This is a genomic window from Klebsiella sp. 141198, from assembly GCF_050600785.1.
Classification (GTDB): domain Bacteria; phylum Pseudomonadota; class Gammaproteobacteria; order Enterobacterales; family Enterobacteriaceae; genus Klebsiella; species Klebsiella aerogenes.
Map to the genome: position 1 here is coordinate 1 of NZ_JAQIRM010000002.1, position 26,251 is coordinate 26,251.

Here is a 26,251-nt window from a genome sequence, read left to right on the forward strand (position 1 = left end):
ACGCCGCCGATATCGAAATTCTTCACCCCGGCGCCCTGGCCGTCGTGGTTCATCCAGAAGTAGTCGTTGATCCCCTGTTGCGGGCGCTGGTGGAAATCACGGCCGGCCCAGATATAGGCGTTGGGGTTGGATTCAAGGACGTTGGTGACGCCGACGTAGGCTTTTTTCAGGTTAACCTCGTCGCTCCAGTGGTCAAACATGACGTTGAGATCCCAGATGGCCCCCTGCGCGCTTTTGAACGCTTTGCTGATCTGGAATTCGCCGCCGTTGCTTTCGTTGCCGAGACGGCCAATAGCCGAGGCGCCGTTATAGGAGCCGTCGACGCCGACATATTTCTGGTCGCCGGTCTGGAAGTGGGCGCCATAGCGGGCGTAACCGCTAAATTTCAGGCCGAAAGGGATCGCCAGATCCGGCGAAGGGGCGGTGGTTTGCGGGTTGGTAATAACATCGACCTTTTTATTGGCCGCGGCGTCGATTTTCGCCTGGCGGTCGGCCAGCGCTTTATCGACGGCTTTCGCGACGATGGCGTCGATCTGCTCTTGGGTAAACTCTTGGGCTGTTACAGAGGTAAACGGAGAAAACGCGGCGATGACCGCCATAGTTAATGGAAGCTTTCTTATCATTGTCATCATTATCTCAATAGAGGTTAATTTTATTCAGGCAATAACAACCTCACTCTGGCCACGCAGAATATGTTGCTACTGTGAGAACAATTTAATTTTTATTTTGTACGGCTACAGAGGTTTTATACGAATAACGTTCTCCTTTCCCACAATTAAATTAATGATTAGCGCTAAAACAAGCAACGCCGCAGAGACTTGCCGCATGGATTTCATTGTATGGTGAACAAAACCATTAATCGTGCTGCACTTGACCTAAGATTGCATGAACGCTCCAATATTGGTGGATGTAAGAAATGTAACAACTATGACACATCCTGTATTCTATAAACCGGTTGCTCAATTACGTTATTTCACTCAGCGATTGAGAAAACACTCAAATGTGAGCCATCTCGCAAATATCACTTTCATATAATCAACATCATAAAATCCATATAGAGTACAGAGATAATGCCAAACGACCTTTGCTTTGAGGATCACAGAAGTAAAAAAACATAATTAATTAATTTAAAAACGTAATAGATTCTTCGAGATCATTTGTGTCAGAAAGTGTTTCACATTCACACAACAAACCGGAGTCTGCTCAGAATGAGTAAAAACATAATGCAAAATCGCAATGATGAATATCATAAATTAACTCGCGGGGAACGTATTGGCTACGGTATGGGCGATTTTGCGCAAAACCTGGTTTTTGGCACGATCGGCGGCTTTCTTGCTCTACATATGTTGACGGTAAATACGATCAGTACAGCCACTGCGGGGTTCATTTTTCTTTTTGTCCGAATCATCAATGTTTTTTGGGATCCGATGGTTGGAACCTATGTGGACAAAAGGACATCCGCGGCAGGGAAATATCGTCCCTGGCTATTAAGAGCCGGCGTGCCGCTAGTGATCCTTTCCGCTTTGCTTTTTGCCCCTATTCCGGGCGTCAGAGGCTCCGTACCGTTTGCTTTTATCATCTATTTAGCGCTGGATTTAGTTTATTCCCTAGTCAATATTCCTTACGGTTCTCTTAATGCCTCGCTAACAAGAGACCCGGAGTCGATTGATAAATTAACCAGTACGCGAATGATGCTGGCTAATAGCGCCAATCTTCTGGTGTATACCCTGTTCCCAATGTTCGTGCAAATGGCGTCACCAAAAGATCGTAACCTAAAGGATACTGGTTTTTTTGGCATAGAACTCAATCTGGGAAACTATACCGACCCATCCGCAAATTACGCATGGTTCGGCGTCTACTCTGTTTATATGTTATTAGGCGCGGTGGCACTTTTTATTTGCTATAAATTCACTAAAGAACGTGTCGTTGCAACCGCAGAGCAGACGGCAAACGTCAAAACAACCGATTTGTTCCTTGAGCTCAAAAATAACCGTCCCCTTGTCATTCTTGGATTATTTTTTATGCTGGCCTTTACCTTCATGTTCTTTATGAACACGGTTAATGGCTTTTTCAATCAATATGTGGTTGGTCACTCTGAGTGGATGGGTGCCGTTGGCCTGGTCGCCTCAATACCGGGTATTGCGTTCCCCATTTTTTGGCCAAAACTCAAGAAAATTTTTGGAAAGAAAGGCTTCTTCCACATTTTCCTGGGGATGTTTATTGTCGGTGAGTTATTAACGTATGTCTGGTCACGGGAAGGTATGCACGATGCGCTGTGGCTTGCTTATATCGCCACATTTATTAAACAGTGGGGCTTAACCTCAGCCACCGGATTTATGTGGGCACTGGTACCTGAAGTTATTGCCTATGGCGAATTAAAGTCTGGTAAGCGAAATGCGGCAATCATCAACGCCATTATGGGACTCTTTTTCAAGATTGGCTTTACCATCGGCGGAGCCATTCCTCTGTGGCTGCTGGCCGTCTACGGTTTTAATGAAACCGGCGCACAACAAAGCGCGAGCGCTATCGACGGGATCATGATGACAGCGGTTTGGATCCCCATCGCCTTAGCGGTTGTCTCGATGATCGTCATGCAAATTTATCCTATCTCAGACAAACACGTCGGCGACATTAACCGCCAGCTTGATGAGATTCGGGTGTAAAACCAATACGAATTAAATTTTAAATTTATAAAGGTGTAATGATATGTCTCTTATCCAAAACCCTATTTTGCGTGGCTTTAATGCCGACCCCAGCATTATCCGTGTTGAGGACACCTACTATATCGCCAACTCAACGTTTGAGTGGTTTCCCGGCGTCCGTTTGCATGAGTCAAAGGATTTACAGCACTGGAATCTGCTGCCGTCACCATTGTCGACCACTACTCTTTTAGATATGAAAGGCAATCCGTCTTCAGGTGGCATCTGGGCTCCGGCGCTCTCTTACGCGGATGGCAAATTCTGGTTAGTGTATACCGATGTGAAAGTCACCGAAGGTGCCTTTAAAGACATGACAAACTACCTGACTACCGCAACAGATATTCGCGGCCCGTGGAGTTCGCCGATAAAACTGAATGGCGTAGGTTTTGACGCTTCACTTTTCCATGACGATGATGGCCGTAAATATATCGTGCAACAGACGTGGGACCATCGGGAGTACCACCATCCTTTTGATGGGATTACCTTAACAGAACTTGACACAACAACTTTAAAATTAATGCCGGAAACTGCGCGTACCATCTATCGCGGTACCGCGGTGGCGCTCGTTGAGGGACCGCATCTCTACAAACTGAACGATTATTACTATCTCTTTGCCGCTCAAGGGGGGACGGTATTTACTCATCAGGAGGTGGTTGCCCGTTCCACGACGTTAAACGCGGACAGCTTCGAAACTGAACCAGGAGAAGTATTTTTAACTAACGTTGATACCCCTGACAGCTATATCCAGAAGCAAGGACACGGCGCTTTGGTTTCGACGCCCGAAGGCGAGTGGTATTATGCTTCGCTGTGCGCGCGTCCGTGGAATCGTCCTGGGGAATCAATCTATGATCCTCGCGGCTGGTCCACGCTTGGCCGGGAAACGGCTATCCAAAAAGTGTACTGGGATGAAGATGGCTGGCCGCGCATTGTAGGCGGTCACGGCGGTAAAACGTTTGTCGAGGGGCCAAAAGACGCCATTTATACCGAAAGCGCGAAAGATAATAGCCAGCACGATGAATTTACAACGCCAACGCTTAATCTTAACTGGAATACCCTGCGGGTCCCTTTTAGCGAAAAAATGGGTACTACAGGCGACGGAAAGCTCACCTTAATCGGCCAGGGATCATTAGCGAATACCCATGATCTGTCGTTGATTGCCCGCCGCTGGCAAGCCTTTTATTTTAATGCCCAGGTTAAAGTCGCCTTTAATCCTTTCAGTTACCAACAGATGGCCGGATTAACCAATTACTACAACGATCGCCACTGGAGCTTTGCTTTTGTTACCTGGAATGAAATTAACGGTAGAGTCATCGAGGTCGCCGAGAACAATCGCGGAAAATATACTTCGTACCTGAAAGATAATGCAATTAAGGTTCCTGACAACGTCGAATACGTATGGTTACGGACGAAAGTCAGAAAGCAGACCTATAGCTATGAGTATAGTTTTGACGGCGTCGAGTTTATTGAAATTCCGGTAGTTTTAGATGCCGCCGTTCTTTCTGATGACTATGTCCTACAGAGCTATGGCGGTTTCTTTACCGGGGCATTTGTAGGGCTTGCGGCAGTAGACTACTCCGGCTACGGCGCCAGTGCTGATTTTTATGATTTCGATTATCAAGAGCTTGGCGACTCGTTAATTGGCACGGATGTTTATAGTTGGGAGGCCGGGGAACGACGAACTAATTAACCAGCACTGTGGCGGTTTAAAATCACTACAGGCATGAACTGGCCTGGCAAGCCGGTTCCTGACCGACTGTGACACCGCCGGACTCCTCCGGCGTAAACCTGTCACCTCTGTTGCCCGTTTTGTAGGCGGGCAATAAAATTCTCCCGAGCGGAAGATCCGACCGGGAGGGAGGCTGTTTTTATTATCAGAAACGATAGCCAATGCCAACGTTAAAGCCATTAATTGAGTAATTACCTGCCAGGTCGGCCTGAGTTCCTTCATATCCGATATTAACGGAAAGGTTCTCCACAGGATTAATAATCACACCGGCGCCGTAAGCGAAAGAGGTCGATTTTTCAGAGATATCTTCATAATTAGCAGTAATATCTCCTGCATTTATCCATTTCGTCGAGCCTGTAGCTTTAACATAGGCCGCACCGCCCAGCGCATATAACGAGACATAATTGTTAATGCGGTACGCTGGCCCCACGAGAAAGGAGTAGTATTTCACATCGACACTATTTTTTATTGAGTCGCCATAGTATAAATAATTCTGCTCACCGTCGCCCTGCATATAAGAAAAAGAGGCAACGACACTTAACGTGGAGTTAAACTCATAACGATATTGCAGATTTACACCATTGATATCATCAAAGTCCTGCACTTTACTTTGCGCATAACCGATTGATACCGTATGATTATCAGCCAACGCCATGCCGCTTGCCATCGCCGTTGTCAGTAATACCGCCACACAGATTTTATTCATATGTATAGTCCCTTAACATTAATCCTTAAAATATAATATCAGCAAATACATTACGCAGTACTCAGGCTTACTATTTGCGCTATGCATACTGAAATAAAACCACGAACAATTCTATACCTTGCCTCGAAAATAATAACAATTAGGATTTCGTTTAGACGGAGCTGATTATATAAAAACCATAAACAATGACGTTTTATATATTTTCGGAAACCTGGTACTCTTCTTATCCCCTGCATTTTTTGCTGTTTTTTTAATCCCCACACGGATATCCGTAGCGATGCATTTTTTGGCTTCCGCCAGCTTTCTTCTCACTTCAGCAACGCTAGTTTGAATCAGGCATGCCACGATTTTAATCATCCGTTAATGGTTTGATGCAAAACCGCTCTGCTCCACTCATAAAAAGCGCGTACCGAAGGAGGAAGATAGCGGTTTTGCGGATAAACCAGCGAAAGCGGTAAATCAAAAGAGAGGTGCTCCATACAGAGAACGAGCGCTCCGCTTTGCACATAGGGCGCAACCAGATAGCTGGCGACACGAATCAAACCAAAGCCTTGTATTCCAGCCTGGATGTAAGCGTCAGTATCATCAACGATCAGCGTCTCTTTCATACGGAGCGCGCAGTCACCATCATCCAACGTAAAAAACCAGTCGGTGGTACGCCCGGTGCGATGATTCAGGTAGCCAACGGCGTGATGTCTTTGCAGGCTGTCTACGTTATCCGGTTTACCATGGGCGGCAATATAGTCTGGCGAAGCCAGAACCATCCATCTGAAGTTCGCGAGCGGGCGGGCGACCAGCGTCGTTGAATCTTCGATCCTGCCGGCGCGGATCACGCAGTCATATCCCTCCTGAATGATGTCTTCGACGTTATCACTGGAACAAAGTATCAATTCCAGCTCAGGATACTGATGCAGAAATGCAGGCAGCCGGGGAAGTATGCAATGGCGGGCGAGCGACTGCGGCATTCCGACTTTGAAACGGCCTCTGGGTTGTGCAGACCTGCCGGGAAATGAAGACTCCATCGTCGCAATATCAGCCAGCACCTTTTTGCATTCATGATAGTAACGTCGGCCGTCGGCGGTCACGCTGAGTTTGCGGGTGGTGCGTTGTAATAGTTGAATACCCAGGTACGTCTCAAGTTCCTTAACGACCCGCGATACCGTTGAACGCGGTAGTCCCAGCACTTCTGCCGCCCTTGCGAAGCTATGGACATCTACCACGCAAACATAGACCTGCATTGATTCCAGCTTATCCATATACCCACCGCGCCTGAACGCATTGATTATCCCATTTATACGAACAGTCTAACCTGCATTCATTGTCTTATCGAATACAGAACACTGACATAACCTCTCTCTACTCGCTAGTAACCGGCGATTTACCAAAAGAGGTTCAATATGAAAGAGCGTGATATTACAACGGGTGAAAAAGTATTAGTGCTTGGCGCGGGACAACTGGGCGCTGCTGTGCTGCACTATCTGCTTCCAGAGGTCATAGCGCGTAATGGCAGCATCTGCGTTATTGTGTCGCCAGGCGCCATGGATGAACAGGGTAAATTGTTTTCTGATGTTCATCAAAAACTGGCTGACGCGGGAGCTGAGTTTATCTCTCTTGATGTCGCCGCCAGCACGACTGAAGCGTTAACAACCTGCTTTATGAATTTTGAAACCATTATCAACTGCATGGGCTTTGTCGCCGGTCCGGGAACACAGATAAAGATCGCACACGCCGTCGTGGATGCTGGCGTTAACCGCTATTTCCCCTGGCAGTTTGGCGTAAATTACGATGTGGTAGGTAAAGGCAGCGGTCAGCCCGTCTGGGATGAACAGTATGACGTCAGAATACTGCTGCGGGCACAGAAGACCACGGAATGGGTCATTGTTTCAACCGGCATGTTCACCAGTTTTCTCTTCGAACCCGCATTTGATGTGGTGAACCTATCTGAAAAAACCATCAAGGCATTAGGAGGATGGGAAACTCAAGTCACTGTGACATCACCGGAAGATATTGGTCGGCTAACCAGCGAAATTTATTTGCATCAGCCGCGGATCGCTAACGAAGTGCTCTTTGTCGCAGGAGAGACGACTTCTTATGGAAAGCTGGCTGAAACGGTTGAACGCGTGACCAAACACACCTTTGACAAGAGCGTATTAACACTCTCAGGCTTACTGGACGCCCTGCATTTAAATCCTGACGATCCGATGCTTCGCTATCGCGCGGCTTTCGCGCGAGGAGATGGCATGTGGTGGCCAATGAGCGACACCTGGAATGTACAGAATCATATAGCGACCCAGGATATTGAAGCCTGGCTTAAAACCGTTATTTAACTCACACAATACTGTAGCTGTAGCCTGGTCCGCGACAACACCGATGCTCACGCGCAGTTTTGCGCCCCGCAGCGAGGTGTCGCGCGGACAAACCTTCTCACCCGCAGAAGCAAGGCCTGTGTCACCGTGAAAGTATTTGACGCAGCGCCAGCCCCGCCAGGCGCACGGTTTCCAGTAACCGCTCCAGGCTATCCCCTGCCCGCGCTTTCGCAGAAAGTCCGGACATCAACGTACTCATAAAGTCAGTTAAGCGAACGGCATCCTGCGGATATTGCTCCGCAATATAGTTCCGAATACTCTCTTCGGCAGCAACATGCAATCCACAAGCCGCTTCACGTGCCTCAGGATCGTTGCAATGGGTTCCTTCCAGTACCAGGCAACCAGCAGCGCTCCGGTCGGCAACGTAGCGCCTTGCCGCCTCATGCAGAACATCAATCAAACATTCAACCACCGGACGATCGGCACGTAAAAGCGTCGCAAAAGGGATTGCGCCGGTGCGGCTATAGCGATCCAGTACGCAGGTATATAACCCAAATTTACTGCCAAAAGCGGCATAGAAGCTGGGCGGGTTAATCCCGAACGCTTTTGTCAGGTCGGCAACGCTCACCGCGTCATAACCTCGCGAGTGGAAAAGGTGTTGCGCCGTTTCCACCGCCTGCATTGGATCGAACTTACGTGGGCGCCCTGGGGTTCGATTCGCTTTCGTCGTGCTCACGACATTACTCCTTGAAGACATGATCTTTCGAAGCATATTGTAATCGTTATTACAATATCATAAGAAACAGGTCTACGGTCATCCAACGATACAGATGCCCTGAAGAAGTGGTGGGTTGGTTTACAACGTTCGGCTTACTTTTTCTCCGCGTTTTTGGCTGCGGTTGTCGCATTATTGCAGGCAGCCACTTTTGTACCGTGGGATAAATAGTACTTCGCTATCCGATCTCGCGCCCTTTTCTACCCGCTCAGTCATGGATTTTAACCCCCAGACAACCGCGAACAAATTCAGGATTAAAATGTTTCACCGCTTCACCCACATAGCCTAAATCCAGTGCGCTGATTTGCGCCATTTCGCTATCAGTCAATGAGAAATCCCAGAGGGCAAAATTTTCTGCAATACGTTCCTGCCGGGTAGATTTAGGAATTACCGTGACACCGCGCTGCACGTTCCAGCGCAGAACAATCTGAGCAATGGTTTTTTGATGGGCAGCGGCAATCCCCTGAAGCATTTCATCTTCATACGGTTTATGTCTGCCACCGCCTAACGGCGCCCAGGCTTCAGGCTGAACGTTATAGCGCTTCATGGTTTCCAGCGCGGCGGGTTGCGCAAAGTAAGGATGTAATTCGACCTGGTTCACCATAGGCTTAATTCTGACGGTTTCACAGAAATTGGCTAAGACATGCGCATAGAAGTTGGATACGCCAATGGCTCTCAATTTACCGACTTCATAAGCCTGTTCCAACGCGCGCCAGGCGCTGAAATAATCGCCCATGGCCTGATGCAACAAATAGAGATCAAAGTATTCCAGACCCGATTTTTTCAGCGACGCCTCGATACCGGCTTTGGCCATATCGCCGTTGGCCATGTCCTGAACCCACAGTTTTGAGGTAATAAATAATTCCTCACGGGTACACAGCCCTTCGGCGATGGCCTCACGAACCGCGTCACCCACGGCATCTTCATTACCGTAGACGGCTGCGGTGTCAATAAGGCGATAACCGGTACGAATAGCGCTTAACACCGACTGCTTACACTCTTCCTTATCGGTGACCTTAAACACGCCAAAACCGACCATCGGCATTTTGAGGTTGTTACTTAATACTGAGTATTCCACGGCAAAGCTCCCGTTATGTTAAAACACCATTTTAGGCGAGGAACGCCACCATGATTAGCCCGTCATTTATGATTTGACCTATGCAGCGAATTCATAAATACAGACAGGTTATTTTGGTAAAAGGCGCCAGAACCCCAGGAAAGAATCAGGACTCAGCGATCAGGTTTATTACCCTGACTATAAAGTAAACTTGCTTCATCGCCCTTAGAACTTGTGCTGTGTATTACACAGTACCGCTACCCTATATCCAAAAAACCAGCTTTATGAGGATGACGCGACCGGGATACTCCAATATCATTTGCCTTACAGACTTACGTACACGTTCATCGAATCTTCTCTTTGTTCAGATGGTTTCGGTATGAATAGGATGCAGGGAACTTTTCATGCCAGTAGCCAGCATTTTTCACTGAATACCCGCGCATCCAGTAATGATTGTATTTCATCACATCATGAAATTTCTGCCATTCCAGTTCAGATAACACGGTCAACTCCAGAAATCTTCTTTTCGAACTCTTAATTGCCTCCTGCAACTCCGATATTATTCGACTGCTGTCAACATCAATCGGGGCATACTGGGTATTTATCACATAATAATCTCTAATTTTTATGTACTGTGGCGTACTTAACCATTTACTGGCATTAAACCACTTCTTTTTCGACGGCCACTCCGGATCGTTTTCACTCTCCGGAGTCACGAGAACCGCCATTCTGTATTGCTGTTGATGTATAACATATCCCCCCACCACATAAGATTGTCAGCAAAAGAACGACTAAAAAGCACGACAAGTATCTTGATAAAGCGAAGCTTTTACTTCCAGTTCTCCTGCTTTACATACCCTACCCTTTATTAAAACAATAATGTGTCTCACACAGGCAAACATCAAATATATAGAGAATGTTAATCACATTTAAATTCATCAATTTCACGAGTCTGTTGCAAATCCTTTATGGTATTGCCCTCCATATTGAAAACGTTGAGGTTCTGAAGGAATAAAGCGTGCTGGATATACAACAAAATCAATCAAGTATAAAACCACCTTAAGAAAAGCGTAATAAATAGGTTTATCGTAAAAACAGCCTCACCGTGTAAAATTTATCCGGACAAAAACTATCACTAACAAAGAAATCTGGCGGAACAATAAAATGAAAAGCCATGTTATCAACAGATTTTTTCTCATAATCATATACATAATATGAAGCCTCATCATTATTAGGTCCGTAGTTAAACCTCTCTTTATAAACACTCATTAAAGACAGATTCAATTCCATAATAAAATTACAATTTTCGAATAAAAAAGGAGTAGCCTCATTATGTATAATAACAACTGCTTCATACCATCCCTCTGCTCCATTTATATAGGTATTCTTATATTCCCTTTCAATAGTCAGCGACAACACATGATCTTTTGTAAATGTTATTCTTTCTACTTGCTGTTTTGTTTTTGGACTAATCGTTAGCATTCTATCAAAAAATCGTGATCGCTTTACTTCTTCTAAAGTGGTCTTTCCACCAATTAAATTTTCCGCTATGCCAATCGCATTGATTATAACCTGCCCCCTATCAGAATTATTATTACTCATAAGGGCGCCATCAATCTCAACCGATAAACAGGTCGATGCATTAAGAAAAAGAAATGCATATAATAAATACTGTATTTTCATTAGTTTTCAAATCACCATAATTTATCATTGTCTGAGATTAATATTCACAGTCACCATGACACAAGAGCATTATCAAGAAGCATGCATATACGGTCATACTAACAACCATCAGAAAGAAATATAAACAAAGCGCCCCCTCACTAACATGTCATACATTCTTATCTCGCCATTTGTTGAGGCGTCAGCCATTTCGCAACAGGCATTAACTAATCAAAAACATAATTCTCAATATAATTAATCAGTTTATCCGATTCGTAAAAGCGCATACATAATGAAAAAATCATATTGCTTTCTGAGGTTTTCACAGGAGGCTTCATCATAAAATAATGCCCTGTATTATCCTTTATAAATTTTTTTAGTTCCTTTGATTTTTTTGTTGAATCGTTATCAATAGAAAACCACACCAAAAGATATGACTTATCATTCAATTCTACAGAGTTGGCTTTTCCCAATCTCAAATAATTTATATCCAAACACTCTTTAAGACTTAACTCCCTAACATCATTCAACGTTATATTTACTGGCTTTGAAAATGCAAAATCGCTTAAAAAAAGAAAAAATAATAACAGATATCTCATTGCTCCTTCCTCCAAAAACTACTAATTCCTATTCTTTTTCAATTTCGTGCCGTAGTCAGTCAAGGCATCATTAGACAAGCCAAGTACACCTAAATGGCCAACATTATTCTCATCTGCCTGCTGAACCCATGAGGCCACACCAATCCGCCATTCTTCAGTTATTACTACTCATCAAACTGAACATGAGATTTATCAAATTAACGCTGAACTCTTCCAACGGATATCCTGCAACATAATTCCAGCCTGACATCCCGCTTTTAACCTAATTTCACTGAAAAAGATTTGATACAACCGACATCAGCAGTTGGCTTATCACCAAGCATATATTCCCCCAAAAATTGCACGTTCATTTTTAGTACGGAACACCACTAGTAGCTAAGGATGTCTATTAATTTAATGTCTTATCAACCTCAGGGTCGCTGGCAGAATATCCCTTTCTCTATAAGCACCCTCCTAAAATATGACTTAATAACTGCCGATAAAGATGTTGCCTTTGTGAAACGGATACAAGCGAGAGCATTGACTAATTTGAAAAATAGCCAGGTAAGCGCATGGACCCTGTATTACCCTCTCATCCTTACTGTATAATAAGATTTAATGACCACTTACCACTTAAAACCTCATCAACAGATTCTTGATCTGCCACATTATATGCATTCTTCATAAATTGATCTCTCCAGGCTGGTAGCCACCAATAATAAACAGATGTGCCACTCTTTATATTTGGATCAGGAAACAACGCAAACCGCATAACTTCTTTATCAATATTACCATTTTCAAATGATTCATTAGCAACGCGCATCAAACAAATGTAGTCATTTATCGGAAGATGTTGCATTAATAAAATTGAATATAACTTTTGACTCTGATCATAATGTGAGTCAGACAATACCCTTATAGCATCAGAAAGATATTGCGCTGGTCTCTTATTAATATCGCGAGCAATGTCATAATAATATATGTCATAAATATTTGTCGCCTCTTTCCATGATACTATCCGTTGAGCAGTACCGCCTGCCATGTTTCTTTTTTCAACATACTGACCGATTAGAATATAAAAATCATTATTCTCCAGACCGCTATAACTTTCTGCATGACACTCCATATTGTTGAAATAACCACAATACAAACAAATAGAAAATACGAGTGCGAAAATTACTTTCACCATCCTCTCACCATGCCTTCCTGACGTTTAAAATAATAAGAGACTCCATGATTTATAATTCAAACCAAGGCATTAATATACCGATGACGAAACTCTTACAACGGACATAAACTCAAATAGTTCAGGGGTAAATAATCATTAACGTACCTATCTTTCTTTGGAGCATTCTTTTCTAAAATAAGAAATATCTGCTCACCAGAAATAACTTTACTTGCTCTACCATATGAAACACTTAGGGAAAAATCACCGGGATTATTGAAATAGCTAATGTATTTTTGATTCTTTGCTAGTCTAAAATTTGCAAGTAGCTTTCTCTCACCTTTGGCAAGGGAAAAACCGCCCCTATTGCCTTTATCTGTTAATATTCCCGTATAGGGAGTTGATATATATTGTGAGTTATTTTCAACTACAAACTCTAAGGGCACATCGCAAGGATTGATTATATAGATATGCGCCAAATAATACTTTTGCATAGTGCACCCGCTGATTAAACATAAAAAAATAACATACAGCCTGGTCATTCCCCATGATTACCTATAATTGATGATAATAAACACCACAAAAAACCAATGACAGTTATAAAATTAACATTTAACATTTAACATTTAACATTTAACATTTAACATTTAACATTTAACATGCAAGCAAAAAACATTTAACCCGGAAACTACTAATACGGTTAATACCCCTAGCATGAAAATTCGTCTTCGGATATTAGCCCACTATTTGTTAAATCTCCAATGCTCACCGCTGCGTTATTCACTTCCCGCGTCTGCGATCGCCTTTGTAGAGTAGATAGAGACACCGAAACCGTCATGGTTTTGGTGGAACCGCATCCATACCTGCGAGCCAAGTATAATAATCTGTCTCCGTGATATCGCGCTTTATCTGCGATGCCAGCTGCGTACTTTTATCCCTTTGCTTTTGGGTCATATGCTGCTGCATCAGGGGAAACAGCACCGTGCTGTTATAGGTATTCAGCACATTTTCATTCTTTCTGTATGTCAGTGAAGAATAACGTCCCCGGTTTTCAAAACTCTCTCTGGCAATCTGCGACCAGGCGCTGGCTGCTTCGAGATCCTGTTGAACACCCACTCCATATAAATAAAACTCACTCATTCTGATTTGCGCGTACTGTGAGCCATGTAACGCACTCACCTTATAACCTGCAACACTCTCTTCCAGCTCTTTTTGTGATAAATCCCGAATTCTGTTCGGCAGGGTATTTAGCTGGTTATCATTACTGTCTCTGAAAGCAAACCCGGTATCAAACAGAATATAGTCGGCCAGAAAGGAATGGATGCGGTATCCGCCCTGTATGGCATACCGCGTATAATGAATCAGCTGAGCGCGGTTCTCGAGCGTCAGTGGATTGAATGTTATCCCCGTTTCCCCGGCGCTCCACAGTAATCCAGAAGCCCTGAGCCGTGCCGCGAGAGGGTACTGCATATCAGCCAGCCGGTTGATAAACTCGCTGCAATCCATATCAAATATATCGGGCCGCCGGAGGCGCTGGCCGTCCCGGCCCGTCAGCCGGTGAGCCTGTCTGCTGATAAAGTCATCAAGGATGGGGTCACCAAAAAGCAGCTTCTGAATTCGGGCATACTGGATCATGGCATTTTTATCCCACTGCCATGCGTGCCGGATTAACTCTAGCAGCTCTTCCTCATTATCAATCTGTGGAATTTCCGGCGTAATACTTTCAACCATCTGCCATGAATGCTCAACGGTCCACAACTCATCCTGTGGCAACATGGCGGGCTTTATTGAATAATCCGTCTGAATGACCTTTTTATAGCCATAAAAAACAGCCGACAGCAATATCACTACCATCAATGGCAGTAAATAATAAGACCTTTTTTCTAAATTACGCATAGCATTATTAACCCCCATTTATTAAATGAAGTTTATATCATCTCTATAAATAAATTACGCCAAAGGCTCAATTCATCATCGTGGTCTCTGCAACTCATTCAGCCGGATTTCGTTGTTCACCGGGATCCGCAATTCGTTTAACTAATAACTCTGGATGGGCACAAGATACACATGCTTTTATCTCCCTGCACGTCGCGGTAGTTGTAGTCACGCGTTGTAACGGACCTTTATACCATGTGTACGGCGTGTTCAGTCCCCGCACAGCTTCCATTGCACTCTCACTCATCCCCAAATGATGGCATTACGCCAACGTCACTCCACGCTCTTACCCACTCCGGTCATCGTAGATCTCGATCGCCTCATTATTTTAGTAAACTGCATGCCATCCCTGACGACTCACTCAGGACGGCTCACGCCCTGCCAATGATACACATCAAAATTGCTGTTAAGGTACATATATTATGTTTGTAGCGAGAATAGCCAAAGCCCAGAGTAAAAATAACATTTTTATTTACCTTAAATAATTATTCTACATTCTCAAGCATCTTACTCGCGCAAAGAATAAAAAAAATAATCACCACTAAGTACATCATTTATCATATTTTTATCAAATAAATAGTCAGCATTTTTCAGAAATCGTTTTCTCCAGTCAGGCAACCACCAATAGTAGAGCGATGCGCCGTGTACATTAACATCAGGTAAAATAGCAAATCTTACCACTTCTTTATCAATAATACCTTTTTCAAATGACCTGTTTGCTACATCCATGAAACACATATATTCTCTAATTGGTAAGTTCTGCATCAAAATAACGGTAAACATTTTTTGAGTTTGATCATAGCCTTCTCCAGCAATAACATCTATAGCATTAACTATATAATCTTTTGGATTTTTGGTAATTTCTAAAGCGATACCATTTAAAAGAATGCCATATTTATTATTCATATAACGCCACGAACCCAAAACACTCTCAGAGGAGTTACTTATAGCTTCAAGGAAAATATCACTTAAACCCCTGCTGTTTTTATAACGTTCACAAGATACATCATCAACCCTTAAGTAAAAAGATATATACAATAAAGAAACAACCAGTAACGCCATTGCCGCAACTACTTTCCGCTTAGCTGTTTTTATCGGTCTCATGTATTTTTCCTAATTGATTCTTCAAAATCATCCTATCTACCATCAATGGCGCGTCAGGTTGACTATGTAGCAAATTTATAAGTTCCTGCATGAGTGTGACGGGAAAGCAGTTGCTGCAAAGTAGGATCAATCCCCCACTAATGTTACCCGCCCCCCCGTAGAATCTTACGAGTATAGTAGTTATTAATTAACCACTGGCGGATATTAATCTGATACGGTACTGTATCGCAGACAATATCTATGACTATGTTTTAATTACCTTACTTTCAGGTACATAAAAATATGTGACAAAAAAGAGAGCTACTTGCTTGAATAAGTGGAAAATTCCAAAAAAACTTAAGAGAACTAATTAATTCGTTTTAAAAGACGAATAAACACACAAAACACAAGAACTGACAAGATCAGCGGAGCGATAAAGATCAAATTAACGACCACTCCATATTTATCAAGTAATTCAGGAAAAACATTCAGCTCGGAAACTTCACAATAATTACTTATGTAATTTTCAACTGCAAAGGCAAAGCCATTAATAACATTAACACCACAAAGAATGATTAAAATACATGATTTAGTTACATTGCCAATTGATTTAACCTTTAACAAAAACCTTTTCCCAAAAAAATAAAAAAACATATTAAAAACTAAAACTAACAGAACAAACCTCAACTTGGAATTAAGACAATATGTTAAATTACCAACACCAACAGCATCGTAACATTTTAACCCCCCTCTATAATACCCGTAATTCAACATAAAAAACAAAATAACAACAACACACACCATAATTAACACATGAAAAAACACCTTCATTTCTCATCCTGATTCAAAATTAATCCCACCCAGTTATTTAGTGCCGTAAGATAAAATCTCGCCACTTCTGACTGACATTATGTCTCGCCAGGAATTTTCTTTTTTCTTCAATAGATAAACTATCCCAGAATGGCCGCCATATATTCCCCCACCAGAAATCAACCTCGCCTTGTAGGCTACCAAAAGTATCAGGTTCCAAATTTGGAAAAACCACCCATGGCAACGGTTGTTTTATATTTAATTCGCACATGGTACTTATAAACATAGAAGAATTCGTCATAACGCTAATTAAATTATTATCCATCCTGCATCGGAATGAATATATCAATACACATTTCTCCCTCATAGCTAGCGCATCACTATAATAAGGCTGCGCCAAAGCAATCCCTTCACTAACCACACCTTCTTCTTCAAGGCTATTTTCATCGACACTGAATACATGAGAAATGTTTCTTTTTACCTTTGCTAATTCCTCCTTCGAGCAAGCAAAGATAGAATGAAAAGCATATATCCCCTCCACCTCTATGGAAATAAATACTGGATACCCACCTTCTGACAAGTGAAAATAAAAATTATCTTTAATAAAAAAATCCCTTAGTAGAGCTTTTTTTCGAAAAAAACATCTTATATATTTAATTAAGCCAATCTTCATCCATAAAATCCACAACTAGTTAAAGTCATAGTCGCCAATTATGCAAGGCACCAATGTAATTATTACCCTGAACATTTCAACTGGCCCTATTAAACTTCAAGAAATTTTTACAGTTCGAATATACCGGAGTGACTACATTATCTAATGCATTAGTAATAAATACTCACCGCTTGCGAACGCGACATTTTTGGAACAAGTATCAAAACATCCGCTATCGTCAGGTCTTTTATTCGATGAGATATCATTATAAGTTACGTGGCTAACTATGGGCGTGCGGACCCAGGTTTTCCTTGTCATTAGATAACTATTCAGACACGCTACCGCCCTTAGCCATAACCTCGTGCCCATCAGGTTTGTATCACACTAAATTGTGATCACGTTTTGTGTACCAGGGATACAAAAGCCCCCCCTTGAATCTGTGAGAAGAAAAGACTGTATCCTGTTTTCCCCTGTTATCAGGCAGAGCAGCGCTCAGTCCACCAACCGGGGGGTATGAGATTGACGTATTTATAGCCCTCTGAGATCTTCTCACTACGGAAATCGATACGTTCAGATGATTGTGTTATCTTTTGAACAATCCTTTCGGTCGTTAATCCGGAAAGTGACTCTACGCATCATCGTTAATACGATAAATTTTATAGATACTCATTCCCGGGGATGACATTCTTGCCCGCGCTGCAGATACGGGTTGATTGCATCGATTTATTTGATAAATATAAATAGCGAATGGTTAAAGGCTCCACTTATTCTTTACAGCTATTTATACAGCGCAAGAGAACATTGAACTAAATTACTTTTATTAACATTGACATTAACCCATTAAAAAAGCAGGCGTTATTACTTACCAAAGCTACAACTATCTATATTTCATACTTTAATATCCATTTTTCATCGAACATAGAATTAAAATATTCCCGAGAGCAATTATATAACATCCAGCGCGAAATAAGTTCTAATGCCGAGAAAAAGAGTAACGCTGATACTTGTTATGACTACAATAGTAAACTGCGACTGCAATTATGAATAACAACTACGTTACTTTATCATCAATGACACCTCTCCACTAGATGCAGAGAACAAGCACTGATAAATATCATCTAGACACACATCCCAGAATTTAATTTTTAGGAATATATTAATATCCACCACATCAATAATTTTTTGTAAGCACGCTTAATTCTAAAGCATTCGTATAGACAATATTATAAAAATCAGCGTCATTACATATTTTTTATAAAGAGTCGGAATCCCCGGCGTTTCAACCCGCCACTGTGGCGAACTTAGCCTACATTTCACGCACTGCGAGAGAGAATGGGAGAGCTATCGCATACGAAAGCTGGCACCCGCGCATTGTCTCCTGCAAACGCCGGGTAAAAACGGTGGCAGGGTATCAGCCCGCATGAAGGGACAACAAACGGACCGTTCCGCCATCAATGCACTTTTCGTTTGATTACCATCACCAGGCTCAACAGTGTAAATACCATCATGATCCACGACATTGTCCACGGCGTGCCGTCGCTCATCGCCGAGAGCAAAAGCGATGACACAATCCCGCTGCCGTACTGCAACGAGCCGATCAGCGCAGAAGCCGACCCCGCCATATTGGATGGCACGGTATCCAGCGCCGCCGCCGTCGATGCTGCGGCAATAATGCCGTTCATGGAGAAAAAGATAAAAATCGTCACGACCATCATCGCCATGCCGTCAGTCTGCATTTTCGCGCCAGCGGCCAGCACAACAGTTGCCAGAGCGGCAACAAGCGCCGCAACCCGCAACAACGTATGCAACGGATGACGCTGCACCAGACGGCGATTAATGGAGCTCAGTCCCATCACACCAATGATATTGATGCTAAACAGCCAGCCGTAATGCTGTGGGTCAACATGGAAATAGCTGATGTAGACAAACGGCGAACCGGCAATAAAGGCGTAAGCGGCCACGTAGAAAAAGCTGACGCAGAGGGTATAACGCATAAATTCGCGATTTTGCAGTAACGAAGCATAGTTGCCGAAGGCGCTGCTCAGCGGCGTTGTCAGGCGCTTTTCACCCGGCAGCGTTTCCGGTAACCACCAGAGCGCAATAAACATCGCCCCACCCAGTACCACCAACAGCCAGAACACGGCGCGCCAGGAGGCAACGGTGACAATCTGTCCGCCCAGCAGAGGGCCAATCACCGGCGCGATAGCACTGATGATGACCAGCGTCGAAAGCATTTGCGCCGCGCGCGTGCGGACATAGAGATCGCGGATCATCGCCCTTGCCAGCATTGGTCCGGTACAGGCACCAAAGGCCTGAAACACGCGCCAGAAAACAATCTGCGGCATACTGGAAGACATCGCGCATCCGGCTGAACCGATCACAAACAATACCATGCCGATAAACAATGGCACGCGGCGCCCGATACGATCGCTGATTGGTCCCCAAATCAACTGCGCCAGCGAGAACCCTATCAGAAAACCGGTAATGGTCAGCTCCACATTCCCCTGCAATTCAGAGGTCATCATCGGCATGGAAGGCAGATAAATATCGGTGGAAAGAGAGGTAAAGGCCATTAATGCGCCGAGAATAACGATAAAAAAGACGCCGGATGTCGCAGCGCGCCCTGCCGGAGAAATGTTTTTTTGCTTGTTCATAATGTCCTGATAATGTTCTGATGGGGAAAATCGTAAACGCGTTGCCAGCATTCATCGCAGGGAATAGATCAATGCGGCAGACGCTGAAGTCTTGTGAAGCCGCGCCCCAACTGGGACGGGCACCGCAGACGTTCTGGCTGAGACTATGATCATCTCTTCTTTCCATCTGCATAATTTAATTGCTGAGCAGCAGATACGGTATTTGCAGAAATAAATCCTATGACCAATGTAGTAATAAGCAGTGTTTTCATCTCTAATGACTGTTTATAAAATATATCTGAAGCCGGACACATATCAGGAGAAACCTTCTAAGTCTGTATATTTAAATATACAAACCTCAGCTATCATAAGACTGCCCACTATTTAACAAAATTGTCAGGCTTTTTGATTGGTTAAATTTTTTAAATAGAAATTCAGCTCGTTAATAATGCACTCAGGTTCTTCCACGAGTGGCATATTGTCCATATCTAAAACCCCATCATTTTTTTGCAGATTATCCGCCTGCAGGTCTGCAAATAGAGGCGTAAGATCCTGCTGCGCTTCGCCTCGTTCAGCCACCAGCTCAAACGTTTTATTTTTTGCCGCGTTGTTGCCCAGGGCACTGACCAGAACCCGGGCGATTTGCTCCCGGGATATCACACCATCTTCTGGTGTTCCTGTATGGCGTCGATCCCCCTGGAGCATAACGATTTTATGCTCATCATCATTGTTGTAATCAAACCAGCCGGGCCTGACGATGGTATAGGGGTGACCACTGGCCCTGACCAGACGTTCGGCACGCCTTTTCCAGTCATGAACTTCAGTGCGTTGATTCCAGGTGCTGAGCCGTTCAGTTACGCCTATCGTGGTCATTAAGGCGATGTGAACAGTCGTCTCCCTGAACATTCGTACAATGTTACGCACACCGCCGTAATCTATCGCTCTGGCGCCAATACGCCCCTGGCCATCTGAGCCGAGCGTAAAGACGATGGCATCAATATCTTTTGGCAGATCGATGAGTGTTTCAGGCATTGAAACATCGCCGTAAAATGCCTCCGTTCCACGAGGAAGCAATTTTACTTTGCGCTTATTTCTGACCAGCGCAACGGGCTGATGGCCCATTTCGATAGCGATATTGACGACATGAAGGCCAATGCTTCCTGTTGCCCCCGCCACGAGTATTTTCATGATAAACCTTCTGAAAGTTCAGACTTATTTTCGATACAGTCAGAATATCAATTATCATTATTGTCAGTAATGGGGCTAAAATGATTGTGTCTATGAACCCCCTTCCTGAATGCATATTGAAGGGTATGCTTCCCTAAGGAAATCACCGATGCTCAAAGAAAACTTCAATGAACTCCAGATCTTTCTTGTGGTGGCAAGAGAGCGAAGTTTTACCAAAGCAGCGGGTAAGCTCGGTGTGTCTCAGTCAGCTCTCAGCCATGCGATGAAGGCACTGGAGGAAAGGCTAAATATCCGCCTTCTGACCCGCACCACCCGAAGCGTCGCCCCGACAGAAGCCGGTGAGAGAATTATTGCCTGCCTTGAACCCCGTATCGCCTCCCTTGAGCAGGAGCTGGAAGCGCTGGTGCAACTCAACGGCACCGCCTCCGGTAATATCCGTTTATCCGCCGGGGAGCATGCTGCGCGGAGCGTGGTATGGCCAAAACTGAAACCTTTCCTCAGGGAATATCCGGAAATTAACCTGGAGCTGGTGGTCGATAACGGTTTTGTCGATATTGTCGAGGGGCGCTTTGATGCCGGGATACAACTGGGTGAAAGCGTTGATAAAGACATGATTGCGGTGCGAATTGGCCCGGACATGCGCATGGCTATTGTCGGTGCCCCATCCTATTTCGCCACGAACCCTGCACCTCACACGCCGCACGAGCTACAGCATCATCGCTGCATCAATATGCGGTTACCGACTGCCGGTGGTCTTTATCACTGGGAATTTGAGAAGGAAGGAAAACCTTTACGGGTCAGAGTTGAAGGACAGGTAACGTTTAATCTGCTGGCGGAAAGGCTTGATGCTGCCTTATCCGGTTTTGGCATCGCCTGTATACCTGAGGACAGGGTGCAGGACTATATAAAGTCAGGAGAGCTCATTCAGATTCTGCAGGAATGGTGCCCTTCCTTCCCTGGATATTACCTTTATTACCCCAGCCGCAAACAGCATCCACCGGCCTTTGCGCTGATGATCGATGCGCTTCGCTACCAGGAATAACGGGTCCGCCATTCGTGCGGACCCGCCCGGCTATTAACGACCCACGCGAGCCTGATGCTCAGGCGAGTAACGTTCGCCGACAATTTTAATTGATTCAAGCGCCCGGGTTATCTGTCGCAACGCATCCGACGAAAGAATGATGTCAGCAGCCCCCAGGTTTTCCTCCAGCCGGTGCAATTTCGTGGTACCAGGGATGGGAACAATCCACGGCTTTTGCGCCAGCAGCCATGCCAGCGCGATTTGCGCAGATGTCACACCTTTTTCTGCAGCCAGTTCACCCAACAACGAGACCAGCTTTTCATTGGCTGCAATCGCCTGTTCGGCGAAGCGTGGCACACGGCTGCGGAAATCATCCTGACCAAACGTCGTTCCTGACTTAATCGCTCCCGTCAGGAAGCCTTTGCCTAACGGACTGAATGGCACAAAACCGATACCCAGTTCCTCCAGCAATGGCAGGATCTCCTGCTCAGGTTCACGCCACCACATGGAGTACTCGCTTTGCAGGGCTGTTACGGGTTGTACCGCATGCGCACGACGGATGGTTTGCGCACCCGCTTCGGACAGGCCGAAATGTTTAACTTTGCCTTCCGCTATCAGGTCTTTCACTGTTCCCGCAACCTCTTCAATCGGGACATCCGGGTCGACACGGTGTTGATACAGCAGATCAATAACATCCGTCTTAAGGCGGCGTAATGACCCTTCCACGGCTTCACGGATATGCTCCGGACGGCTGTTTAAAATCTGCTGCTTGTTGTCCGCACCGAAGGTAAAACCAAACTTGGTGGCGATGACCACACGGTCACGAAACGGTTTTAAGGCAAGGCCTACAACCTCTTCATTAAGGAAAGGGCCATACACTTCGGCGGTATCAAATAAGGTGACGCCACGTTCAACCGCGGCGCGAATAAGTTCGATAGCCTGACGCGTATCTGTCGCCGGGCCGTAGCCATGGCTTAAGCCCATGCAACCGAGCCCAAGCGCGGACACTTCGAGTCCTGATTGACCCAGATAACGTTTTTGCATTGATTAATTGCCTCTTTTATCGCGACTTAAACATCCAGTTTGCGACCGGCCAACCATTCAACTCTGGCAGGATCGCGGTGTGAGAAGAAAGCACTTGTTGCGGTGTCGATAGCAGTAATCTGCAACATATCTTCATCACTCAGTTCGAAATCGAGAATGTTGATGTTCTCTTCCATGCGTTCTTTTCGCACTGTTTTTGCCAGCGAAACGATGCCTCGCTGGAAAATCCACCGCAGCACAACCTGTCCCACGCTTTTACCGTACTTCTGGCCAATCGCCGTTAATACGGGATGCTCAAACAGACCATTTTTACCTTCTGCAAACGGCGCCCAGGCTTCCGGCTGAATACCCCGGCTTTGCATCCACGCCACGGGATGCAGCTGTTGGTTGAAGGGGTTAACTTCAATCTGGTTTACCGCAGGGACAACGTTGTTGAAAGCAATAAGATCGGCCAGTCGGTCAGGATGGAAGTTGCTGACGCCAATGGCGCGAATTTTGCCAGCCTGTTGCAATTCTTCCATGGCACGCCATGCCCCATGGACATCACCGTAAGGCTGGTGAATCAGGTACAGGTCAACATAATCAAGTTGCAGTCGATTCAGGGAGCGTTCGAACTGTGCTTTAGCGCCTTCGTAATGAGTATCCTGAAGCCATAGCTTGGTCGTTACAAAGAGCTCGTCACGGGCGATGCCAGTCTGTTTCAGTGCATTCCCGACTTGGGTTTCATTCTGGTAAGACGCGGCGGTATCGATCAGGCGGTATCCCGTATCGATGGCATCGATAACGGCTCTTTCGCATTCAGCGGCATCAGACATCTGAAACACACCAAAGCCCAGCAGGGGCATTTCAATACCGTTGTTCAGTTTTACAGTTTGCATCACGTTATCCTTTGGCTGTTGTTCAGAAAAAGCATAACGCGAAGTGATTTATTCGATTAGATGGGGTAATTAGCTAGGGTTTATTAGGTATATTCATCAATTTGGCGATATTAGCTCTGGATATCATCAACGGAGCATTTACTTTTCATAAGGGATGCAGATATTTTTAGTCCGTATCCCTTATAGATGAACGTGACTGATTCTATTTAGCTCGATGACAGAACGTCTTGTTTTAAGGCGGTCGCCTTTACTTTATTACTTGAGTAAATGAAGAAAAGCGCGATACCTAAGCAGAGGATGGCCCCCAGACGACTCATCGAAAACGAAATGGATTGATTTCCCAACCAGCCAAAGTTATCGATTAACATGCTCATGGTTAACTGTCCGAAGATCACGGCGACTGTGGCAATCGCGGTCCCTATTCGTTGTACGGCTAAAACCATGATAACGATATAGGGTACGCCGAACATGGCGCCCAGCAGTTGCCACTTAGGGACATCCATCAGAGTAACAACCTGTTTTGGTTCAAAAAAGAAAATAAGCAAAGCGGTGATAAGTGCGCCTACGGAAAAGGTCAGGAATGCGCTTTTAAATACCCCTACCTGACTACCCAATTGTCCATTAACGGCCGCCTGAATACTCAACATGGAGCCGCCTATAACGGCTAAAACGATCATAATAAATGTCATAGTCTCACTTATCCTCTGGCAACCAGAATTAATGCAGCGATGATAAAAATAAGGGCGATAATTCGCTTACTGTCTATTTTCCTACGGGGTGTACCGAGTAAACCAAAATGGTCTATTATCAGGCTCTTAAATACCTGACCAGCTAAGATACCGATCATCGTCATCGCTATCCCAATGACTGGCGTGGCCACGGTCAGAATAACGACATAAATTGGCCCGAGTACGCCACCAAGTAGCTGCCACCCAGGCAAAGAGAAAAATGACGGGCTATTGCGTGGGCTGAAAAAAAGCATCAACAGGAAAGTCAGTGCAGCGCCTACGCCAAATATGCTGAACGTTGCCCATAAATCACCAACCTCCCCCCCTAGCGGCCCCAGTAAGCCTGCCTCGACTGACAGCCCCATACCGCCAGCGATAACTAACAAAATCAGTACAAATTGCATAGCAAACAATCTCCAGATGTGCAGGCGATGAAGACTACGCCTGAACATGAATGAGAAAAATGCCATAATGTAATAAACACCTGTGCAGGAATTGCATTAATGTATGATTTAAGCAATATCAATATCCGATCGCTCTTCATTTTCATTGCAGTGTATGAAGTGCAGAACTTTTCCACTGTGGCTCGTCGCGAAGGCATTTCTGCCTCTCAGGTTTCACGCGTCATTCATCAGTTAGAAGATGCGGTCGGTCAGCAACTTTTCTATCGCAATACGCGCGCCATTATTCCGACAGAGAACGGTCATATTTTTATCCGTTATGTTCGGGCGGTTACCAGTAGCCTGGACGCTGCCCGACGGGAACTCAATGAAAGGACGCTTGAGCCTTCGGGGCTAATACGCATAAATGCTCCCGTTTTTTTTGGGCAAAAGCATGTCGCGCCCAAATTGGCGGGGCTGACGGAACGTTACCCACGCCTCAGTATTGAGCTGACGTTAACTGATGATTACATTGACCCTCATAAAGATGCTGCTGATGTCATTTTTCGTATCGGTGAGCTTACTGACTCATCTTTTCATGCACGCATTTTTGGACAGCAGTGCTATCGCCTGGCAGCATCACCGGCTTATCTTCAAAAGTATGGCGTACCTGATAACCCGGCGGATTTAAGCCGACATAAGTGTCTCGTTTACCGTGGTTCATCCGGGCCGAATCGCTGGCTGTTGCGTCGAAAAGGTGGAGAGTGGATACACTATCCGGTCTTTGCGTTGATGTCTTCTAATAATGCCGAGACTTTACTTATTGCAGCATTGGGCGGTATGGGGATAGTCCTTTTTCCGGACTGGTTGATTGGCGAAACGCTACAGAGCGGCGAGCTTATTGAATTAATGCCGGATATGGAAACGGCGATTAAGACCGAGCCACAAAATATTGCTGCTATTTATCCACATACTCGTCATCCAACGTTAAACGTCAGGGCCGTAATTGATTATTACGTAGAAGCATTCGGTTCGCCGCTATACTGGCAGCTAAGCGATACTCTTTCTAAGTAATTGTGATGATATGCCTGTAAGAAATGGGTCACCCTGGCGACCCATTTCTTACTCGTGACGATTAAAAGAGAATGCAGCAAATAGTATATAGCGCGATAATAATATTCTATTATCACAATTCATTGTGAGCGCGACAGCATGTTACTGCATA

25 protein-coding genes are annotated in these 26,251 nt (G+C 44.8%); 5 read left to right on the plus strand and 20 right to left on the minus strand.

Going from position 1 to position 26,251, the window contains the following annotated elements:
• Nucleotides 1–629, minus strand: a 629-nt coding sequence (locus PGR10_RS05335) for a carbohydrate porin (RefSeq protein ID WP_430923115.1), incomplete at its 3' end; no start/stop codon positions are given.
• A gap of 594 nt (nucleotides 630–1,223) precedes the next feature.
• Here PGR10_RS05335 and PGR10_RS05340 point away from each other — a divergent pair.
• Together PGR10_RS05340 and PGR10_RS05345 are read left to right on the plus strand one after the other, a co-directional pair.
• Nucleotides 1,224–2,663 (plus strand): MFS transporter, encoded by a 1,440-nt coding sequence (locus PGR10_RS05340; RefSeq protein ID WP_162750133.1) that lies wholly within the window; start codon nucleotides 1,224–1,226, stop codon nucleotides 2,661–2,663.
• Nucleotides 2,664–2,706: 43 nt separating this feature from the next.
• Entirely contained in the window at nucleotides 2,707–4,386 is a 1,680-nt protein-coding gene (locus PGR10_RS05345; RefSeq protein WP_430923116.1) for a glycoside hydrolase family 43 protein, read from the plus strand.
• A 184-nt stretch (nucleotides 4,387–4,570) separates the two neighbouring features.
• On the opposite strand, the gene PGR10_RS05350 is transcribed toward PGR10_RS05345, so the two are convergent.
• Both PGR10_RS05350 and PGR10_RS05355 read right to left on the minus strand, forming a co-directional pair.
• Nucleotides 4,571–5,131 carry an Ail/Lom family outer membrane beta-barrel protein gene (locus PGR10_RS05350; RefSeq protein WP_430923117.1) on the minus strand — a complete coding sequence of 187 codons (561 nt, stop codon included), beginning with the start codon at nucleotides 5,129–5,131 and terminating at the stop codon, nucleotides 4,571–4,573.
• A 353-nt stretch (nucleotides 5,132–5,484) separates the two neighbouring features.
• Nucleotides 5,485–6,387, minus strand: a complete 903-nt coding sequence (locus tag PGR10_RS05355; RefSeq protein ID WP_087859411.1) for a LysR family transcriptional regulator — start codon at nucleotides 6,385–6,387, stop codon at nucleotides 5,485–5,487.
• 141 nt (nucleotides 6,388–6,528) lie between these two features.
• On the opposite strand from PGR10_RS05355, the gene PGR10_RS05360 reads away from it, so the two are divergent.
• Nucleotides 6,529–7,458, plus strand: coding sequence for an aromatic alcohol reductase (locus tag PGR10_RS05360; protein WP_430923118.1), 930 nt, complete (start codon nucleotides 6,529–6,531; stop codon nucleotides 7,456–7,458).
• Between the two features lie 121 nt (nucleotides 7,459–7,579).
• Here PGR10_RS05360 and PGR10_RS05365 read toward each other — a convergent pair whose 3' ends face one another.
• The 13 genes from PGR10_RS05365 to PGR10_RS05425 all read right to left on the minus strand — a co-directional run bounded on the left by PGR10_RS05365 (nucleotide 7,580) and on the right by PGR10_RS05425 (nucleotide 20,975).
• On the minus strand, nucleotides 7,580–8,173 hold the full coding sequence (locus PGR10_RS05365; RefSeq protein WP_430923119.1) for a TetR/AcrR family transcriptional regulator: 594 nt from the start codon (nucleotides 8,171–8,173) through the stop codon (nucleotides 7,580–7,582).
• A 247-nt stretch (nucleotides 8,174–8,420) separates the two neighbouring features.
• Nucleotides 8,421–9,290: an aldo/keto reductase gene (locus PGR10_RS05370; RefSeq protein WP_086630274.1), complete on the minus strand. Its 870-nt coding sequence runs from the start codon at nucleotides 9,288–9,290 to the stop codon at nucleotides 8,421–8,423.
• 323 nt (nucleotides 9,291–9,613) lie between these two features.
• The gene (locus tag PGR10_RS05375; protein WP_430923120.1) at nucleotides 9,614–9,997 is read right to left on the minus strand and encodes a hypothetical protein; all 384 of its coding nucleotides are present in this window, start codon (nucleotides 9,995–9,997) and stop codon (nucleotides 9,614–9,616) included.
• Between the two features lie 355 nt (nucleotides 9,998–10,352).
• The gene (locus PGR10_RS05380) at nucleotides 10,353–10,871 is read right to left on the minus strand and encodes a hypothetical protein (protein ID WP_430923121.1); all 519 of its coding nucleotides are present in this window, start codon (nucleotides 10,869–10,871) and stop codon (nucleotides 10,353–10,355) included.
• Nucleotides 10,872–11,158: 287 nt separating this feature from the next.
• Entirely contained in the window at nucleotides 11,159–11,530 is a 372-nt protein-coding gene (locus PGR10_RS05385) for a hypothetical protein (protein WP_430923122.1), read from the minus strand.
• 577 nt (nucleotides 11,531–12,107) lie between these two features.
• A complete protein-coding gene (locus PGR10_RS05390) occupies nucleotides 12,108–12,698 on the minus strand; it encodes a hypothetical protein (RefSeq protein ID WP_430923124.1) in 591 nt (196 codons plus the stop codon).
• A gap of 92 nt (nucleotides 12,699–12,790) precedes the next feature.
• Nucleotides 12,791–13,168: a hypothetical protein gene (locus tag PGR10_RS05395; RefSeq protein WP_430923125.1), complete on the minus strand. Its 378-nt coding sequence runs from the start codon at nucleotides 13,166–13,168 to the stop codon at nucleotides 12,791–12,793.
• Nucleotides 13,169–13,508: 340 nt separating this feature from the next.
• Nucleotides 13,509–14,570, minus strand: a complete 1,062-nt coding sequence (locus PGR10_RS05400) for a hypothetical protein (RefSeq protein WP_430923126.1) — start codon at nucleotides 14,568–14,570, stop codon at nucleotides 13,509–13,511.
• A 546-nt stretch (nucleotides 14,571–15,116) separates the two neighbouring features.
• The gene (locus tag PGR10_RS05405; RefSeq protein ID WP_430923127.1) at nucleotides 15,117–15,713 is read right to left on the minus strand and encodes a hypothetical protein; all 597 of its coding nucleotides are present in this window, start codon (nucleotides 15,711–15,713) and stop codon (nucleotides 15,117–15,119) included.
• A gap of 345 nt (nucleotides 15,714–16,058) precedes the next feature.
• Nucleotides 16,059–16,523 (minus strand): hypothetical protein, encoded by a 465-nt coding sequence (locus tag PGR10_RS05410; RefSeq protein WP_430923128.1) that lies wholly within the window; start codon nucleotides 16,521–16,523, stop codon nucleotides 16,059–16,061.
• A 37-nt stretch (nucleotides 16,524–16,560) separates the two neighbouring features.
• On the minus strand, nucleotides 16,561–17,175 hold the full coding sequence (locus PGR10_RS05415) for a hypothetical protein (RefSeq protein WP_430923129.1): 615 nt from the start codon (nucleotides 17,173–17,175) through the stop codon (nucleotides 16,561–16,563).
• 1,430 nt (nucleotides 17,176–18,605) lie between these two features.
• Nucleotides 18,606–19,808: a multidrug effflux MFS transporter gene (locus PGR10_RS05420; RefSeq protein ID WP_430923130.1), complete on the minus strand. Its 1,203-nt coding sequence runs from the start codon at nucleotides 19,806–19,808 to the stop codon at nucleotides 18,606–18,608.
• 375 nt (nucleotides 19,809–20,183) lie between these two features.
• The gene (locus tag PGR10_RS05425) at nucleotides 20,184–20,975 is read right to left on the minus strand and encodes an SDR family oxidoreductase (protein WP_430923131.1); all 792 of its coding nucleotides are present in this window, start codon (nucleotides 20,973–20,975) and stop codon (nucleotides 20,184–20,186) included.
• 148 nt (nucleotides 20,976–21,123) lie between these two features.
• Here PGR10_RS05425 and PGR10_RS05430 point away from each other — a divergent pair, with 148 nt between their 5' ends.
• Entirely contained in the window at nucleotides 21,124–22,017 is an 894-nt protein-coding gene (locus tag PGR10_RS05430) for a LysR family transcriptional regulator (protein WP_430923132.1), read from the plus strand.
• A 33-nt stretch (nucleotides 22,018–22,050) separates the two neighbouring features.
• Here PGR10_RS05430 and PGR10_RS05435 read toward each other — a convergent pair whose 3' ends face one another.
• The 4 genes from PGR10_RS05435 to PGR10_RS05450 all read right to left on the minus strand — a co-directional run bounded on the left by PGR10_RS05435 (nucleotide 22,051) and on the right by PGR10_RS05450 (nucleotide 25,050).
• A complete protein-coding gene (locus PGR10_RS05435; protein ID WP_430923133.1) occupies nucleotides 22,051–23,040 on the minus strand; it encodes an aldo/keto reductase in 990 nt (329 codons plus the stop codon).
• Between the two features lie 26 nt (nucleotides 23,041–23,066).
• On the minus strand, nucleotides 23,067–23,918 hold the full coding sequence (locus PGR10_RS05440) for an aldo/keto reductase (protein WP_411325020.1): 852 nt from the start codon (nucleotides 23,916–23,918) through the stop codon (nucleotides 23,067–23,069).
• 206 nt (nucleotides 23,919–24,124) lie between these two features.
• Nucleotides 24,125–24,607: a DMT family transporter gene (locus PGR10_RS05445; RefSeq protein WP_430923134.1), complete on the minus strand. Its 483-nt coding sequence runs from the start codon at nucleotides 24,605–24,607 to the stop codon at nucleotides 24,125–24,127.
• Between the two features lie 8 nt (nucleotides 24,608–24,615).
• Nucleotides 24,616–25,050, minus strand: coding sequence for a DMT family transporter (locus PGR10_RS05450; protein WP_430923135.1), 435 nt, complete (start codon nucleotides 25,048–25,050; stop codon nucleotides 24,616–24,618).
• Nucleotides 25,051–25,149: 99 nt separating this feature from the next.
• Between PGR10_RS05450 and PGR10_RS05455 the strand changes: the two genes are divergently transcribed.
• Entirely contained in the window at nucleotides 25,150–26,100 is a 951-nt protein-coding gene (locus tag PGR10_RS05455; RefSeq protein WP_430923136.1) for a LysR substrate-binding domain-containing protein, read from the plus strand.
• Nucleotides 26,101–26,251: the final 151 nt, after the last annotated feature.

Excerpts from the sequence above, each read along its gene's own strand:
- PGR10_RS05430 (WP_430923132.1), top strand. The coding sequence starts at position 21,124 with ATGCTCAAAGAAAACTTCAATGAACTCCAGATCTTTCTTGTGGTGGCA.
- PGR10_RS05355 (WP_087859411.1), bottom strand. The coding sequence starts at position 6,387 with ATGGATAAGCTGGAATCAATGCAGGTCTATGTTTGCGTGGTAGATGTC.
- PGR10_RS05390 (WP_430923124.1), bottom strand. The coding sequence starts at position 12,698 with ATGGTGAAAGTAATTTTCGCACTCGTATTTTCTATTTGTTTGTATTGT.
- PGR10_RS05385 (WP_430923122.1), bottom strand. The coding sequence starts at position 11,530 with ATGAGATATCTGTTATTATTTTTTCTTTTTTTAAGCGATTTTGCATTT.
- PGR10_RS05350 (WP_430923117.1), bottom strand. The coding sequence starts at position 5,131 with ATGAATAAAATCTGTGTGGCGGTATTACTGACAACGGCGATGGCAAGC.
- PGR10_RS05410 (WP_430923128.1), bottom strand. The coding sequence starts at position 16,523 with ATGAAGGTGTTTTTTCATGTGTTAATTATGGTGTGTGTTGTTGTTATT.
- PGR10_RS05425 (WP_430923131.1), bottom strand. The coding sequence starts at position 20,975 with ATGAAAATACTCGTGGCGGGGGCAACAGGAAGCATTGGCCTTCATGTC.
- PGR10_RS05375 (WP_430923120.1), bottom strand. The coding sequence starts at position 9,997 with ATGGCGGTTCTCGTGACTCCGGAGAGTGAAAACGATCCGGAGTGGCCG.
- PGR10_RS05345 (WP_430923116.1), top strand. The coding sequence starts at position 2,707 with ATGTCTCTTATCCAAAACCCTATTTTGCGTGGCTTTAATGCCGACCCC.
- PGR10_RS05395 (WP_430923125.1), bottom strand. The coding sequence starts at position 13,168 with ATGCAAAAGTATTATTTGGCGCATATCTATATAATCAATCCTTGCGAT.
- PGR10_RS05435 (WP_430923133.1), bottom strand. The coding sequence starts at position 23,040 with ATGCAAAAACGTTATCTGGGTCAATCAGGACTCGAAGTGTCCGCGCTT.
- PGR10_RS05400 (WP_430923126.1), bottom strand. The coding sequence starts at position 14,570 with ATGCGTAATTTAGAAAAAAGGTCTTATTATTTACTGCCATTGATGGTA.
- PGR10_RS05420 (WP_430923130.1), bottom strand. The coding sequence starts at position 19,808 with ATGAACAAGCAAAAAAACATTTCTCCGGCAGGGCGCGCTGCGACATCC.
- PGR10_RS05455 (WP_430923136.1), top strand. The coding sequence starts at position 25,150 with ATGTATGATTTAAGCAATATCAATATCCGATCGCTCTTCATTTTCATT.
- PGR10_RS05445 (WP_430923134.1), bottom strand. The coding sequence starts at position 24,607 with ATGACATTTATTATGATCGTTTTAGCCGTTATAGGCGGCTCCATGTTG.
- PGR10_RS05380 (WP_430923121.1), bottom strand. The coding sequence starts at position 10,871 with ATGAGTAATAATAATTCTGATAGGGGGCAGGTTATAATCAATGCGATT.
- PGR10_RS05440 (WP_411325020.1), bottom strand. The coding sequence starts at position 23,918 with ATGCAAACTGTAAAACTGAACAACGGTATTGAAATGCCCCTGCTGGGC.
- PGR10_RS05360 (WP_430923118.1), top strand. The coding sequence starts at position 6,529 with ATGAAAGAGCGTGATATTACAACGGGTGAAAAAGTATTAGTGCTTGGC.
- PGR10_RS05450 (WP_430923135.1), bottom strand. The coding sequence starts at position 25,050 with ATGCAATTTGTACTGATTTTGTTAGTTATCGCTGGCGGTATGGGGCTG.
- PGR10_RS05405 (WP_430923127.1), bottom strand. The coding sequence starts at position 15,713 with ATGAGACCGATAAAAACAGCTAAGCGGAAAGTAGTTGCGGCAATGGCG.
- PGR10_RS05340 (WP_162750133.1), top strand. The coding sequence starts at position 1,224 with ATGCAAAATCGCAATGATGAATATCATAAATTAACTCGCGGGGAACGT.
- PGR10_RS05415 (WP_430923129.1), bottom strand. The coding sequence starts at position 17,175 with ATGAAGATTGGCTTAATTAAATATATAAGATGTTTTTTTCGAAAAAAA.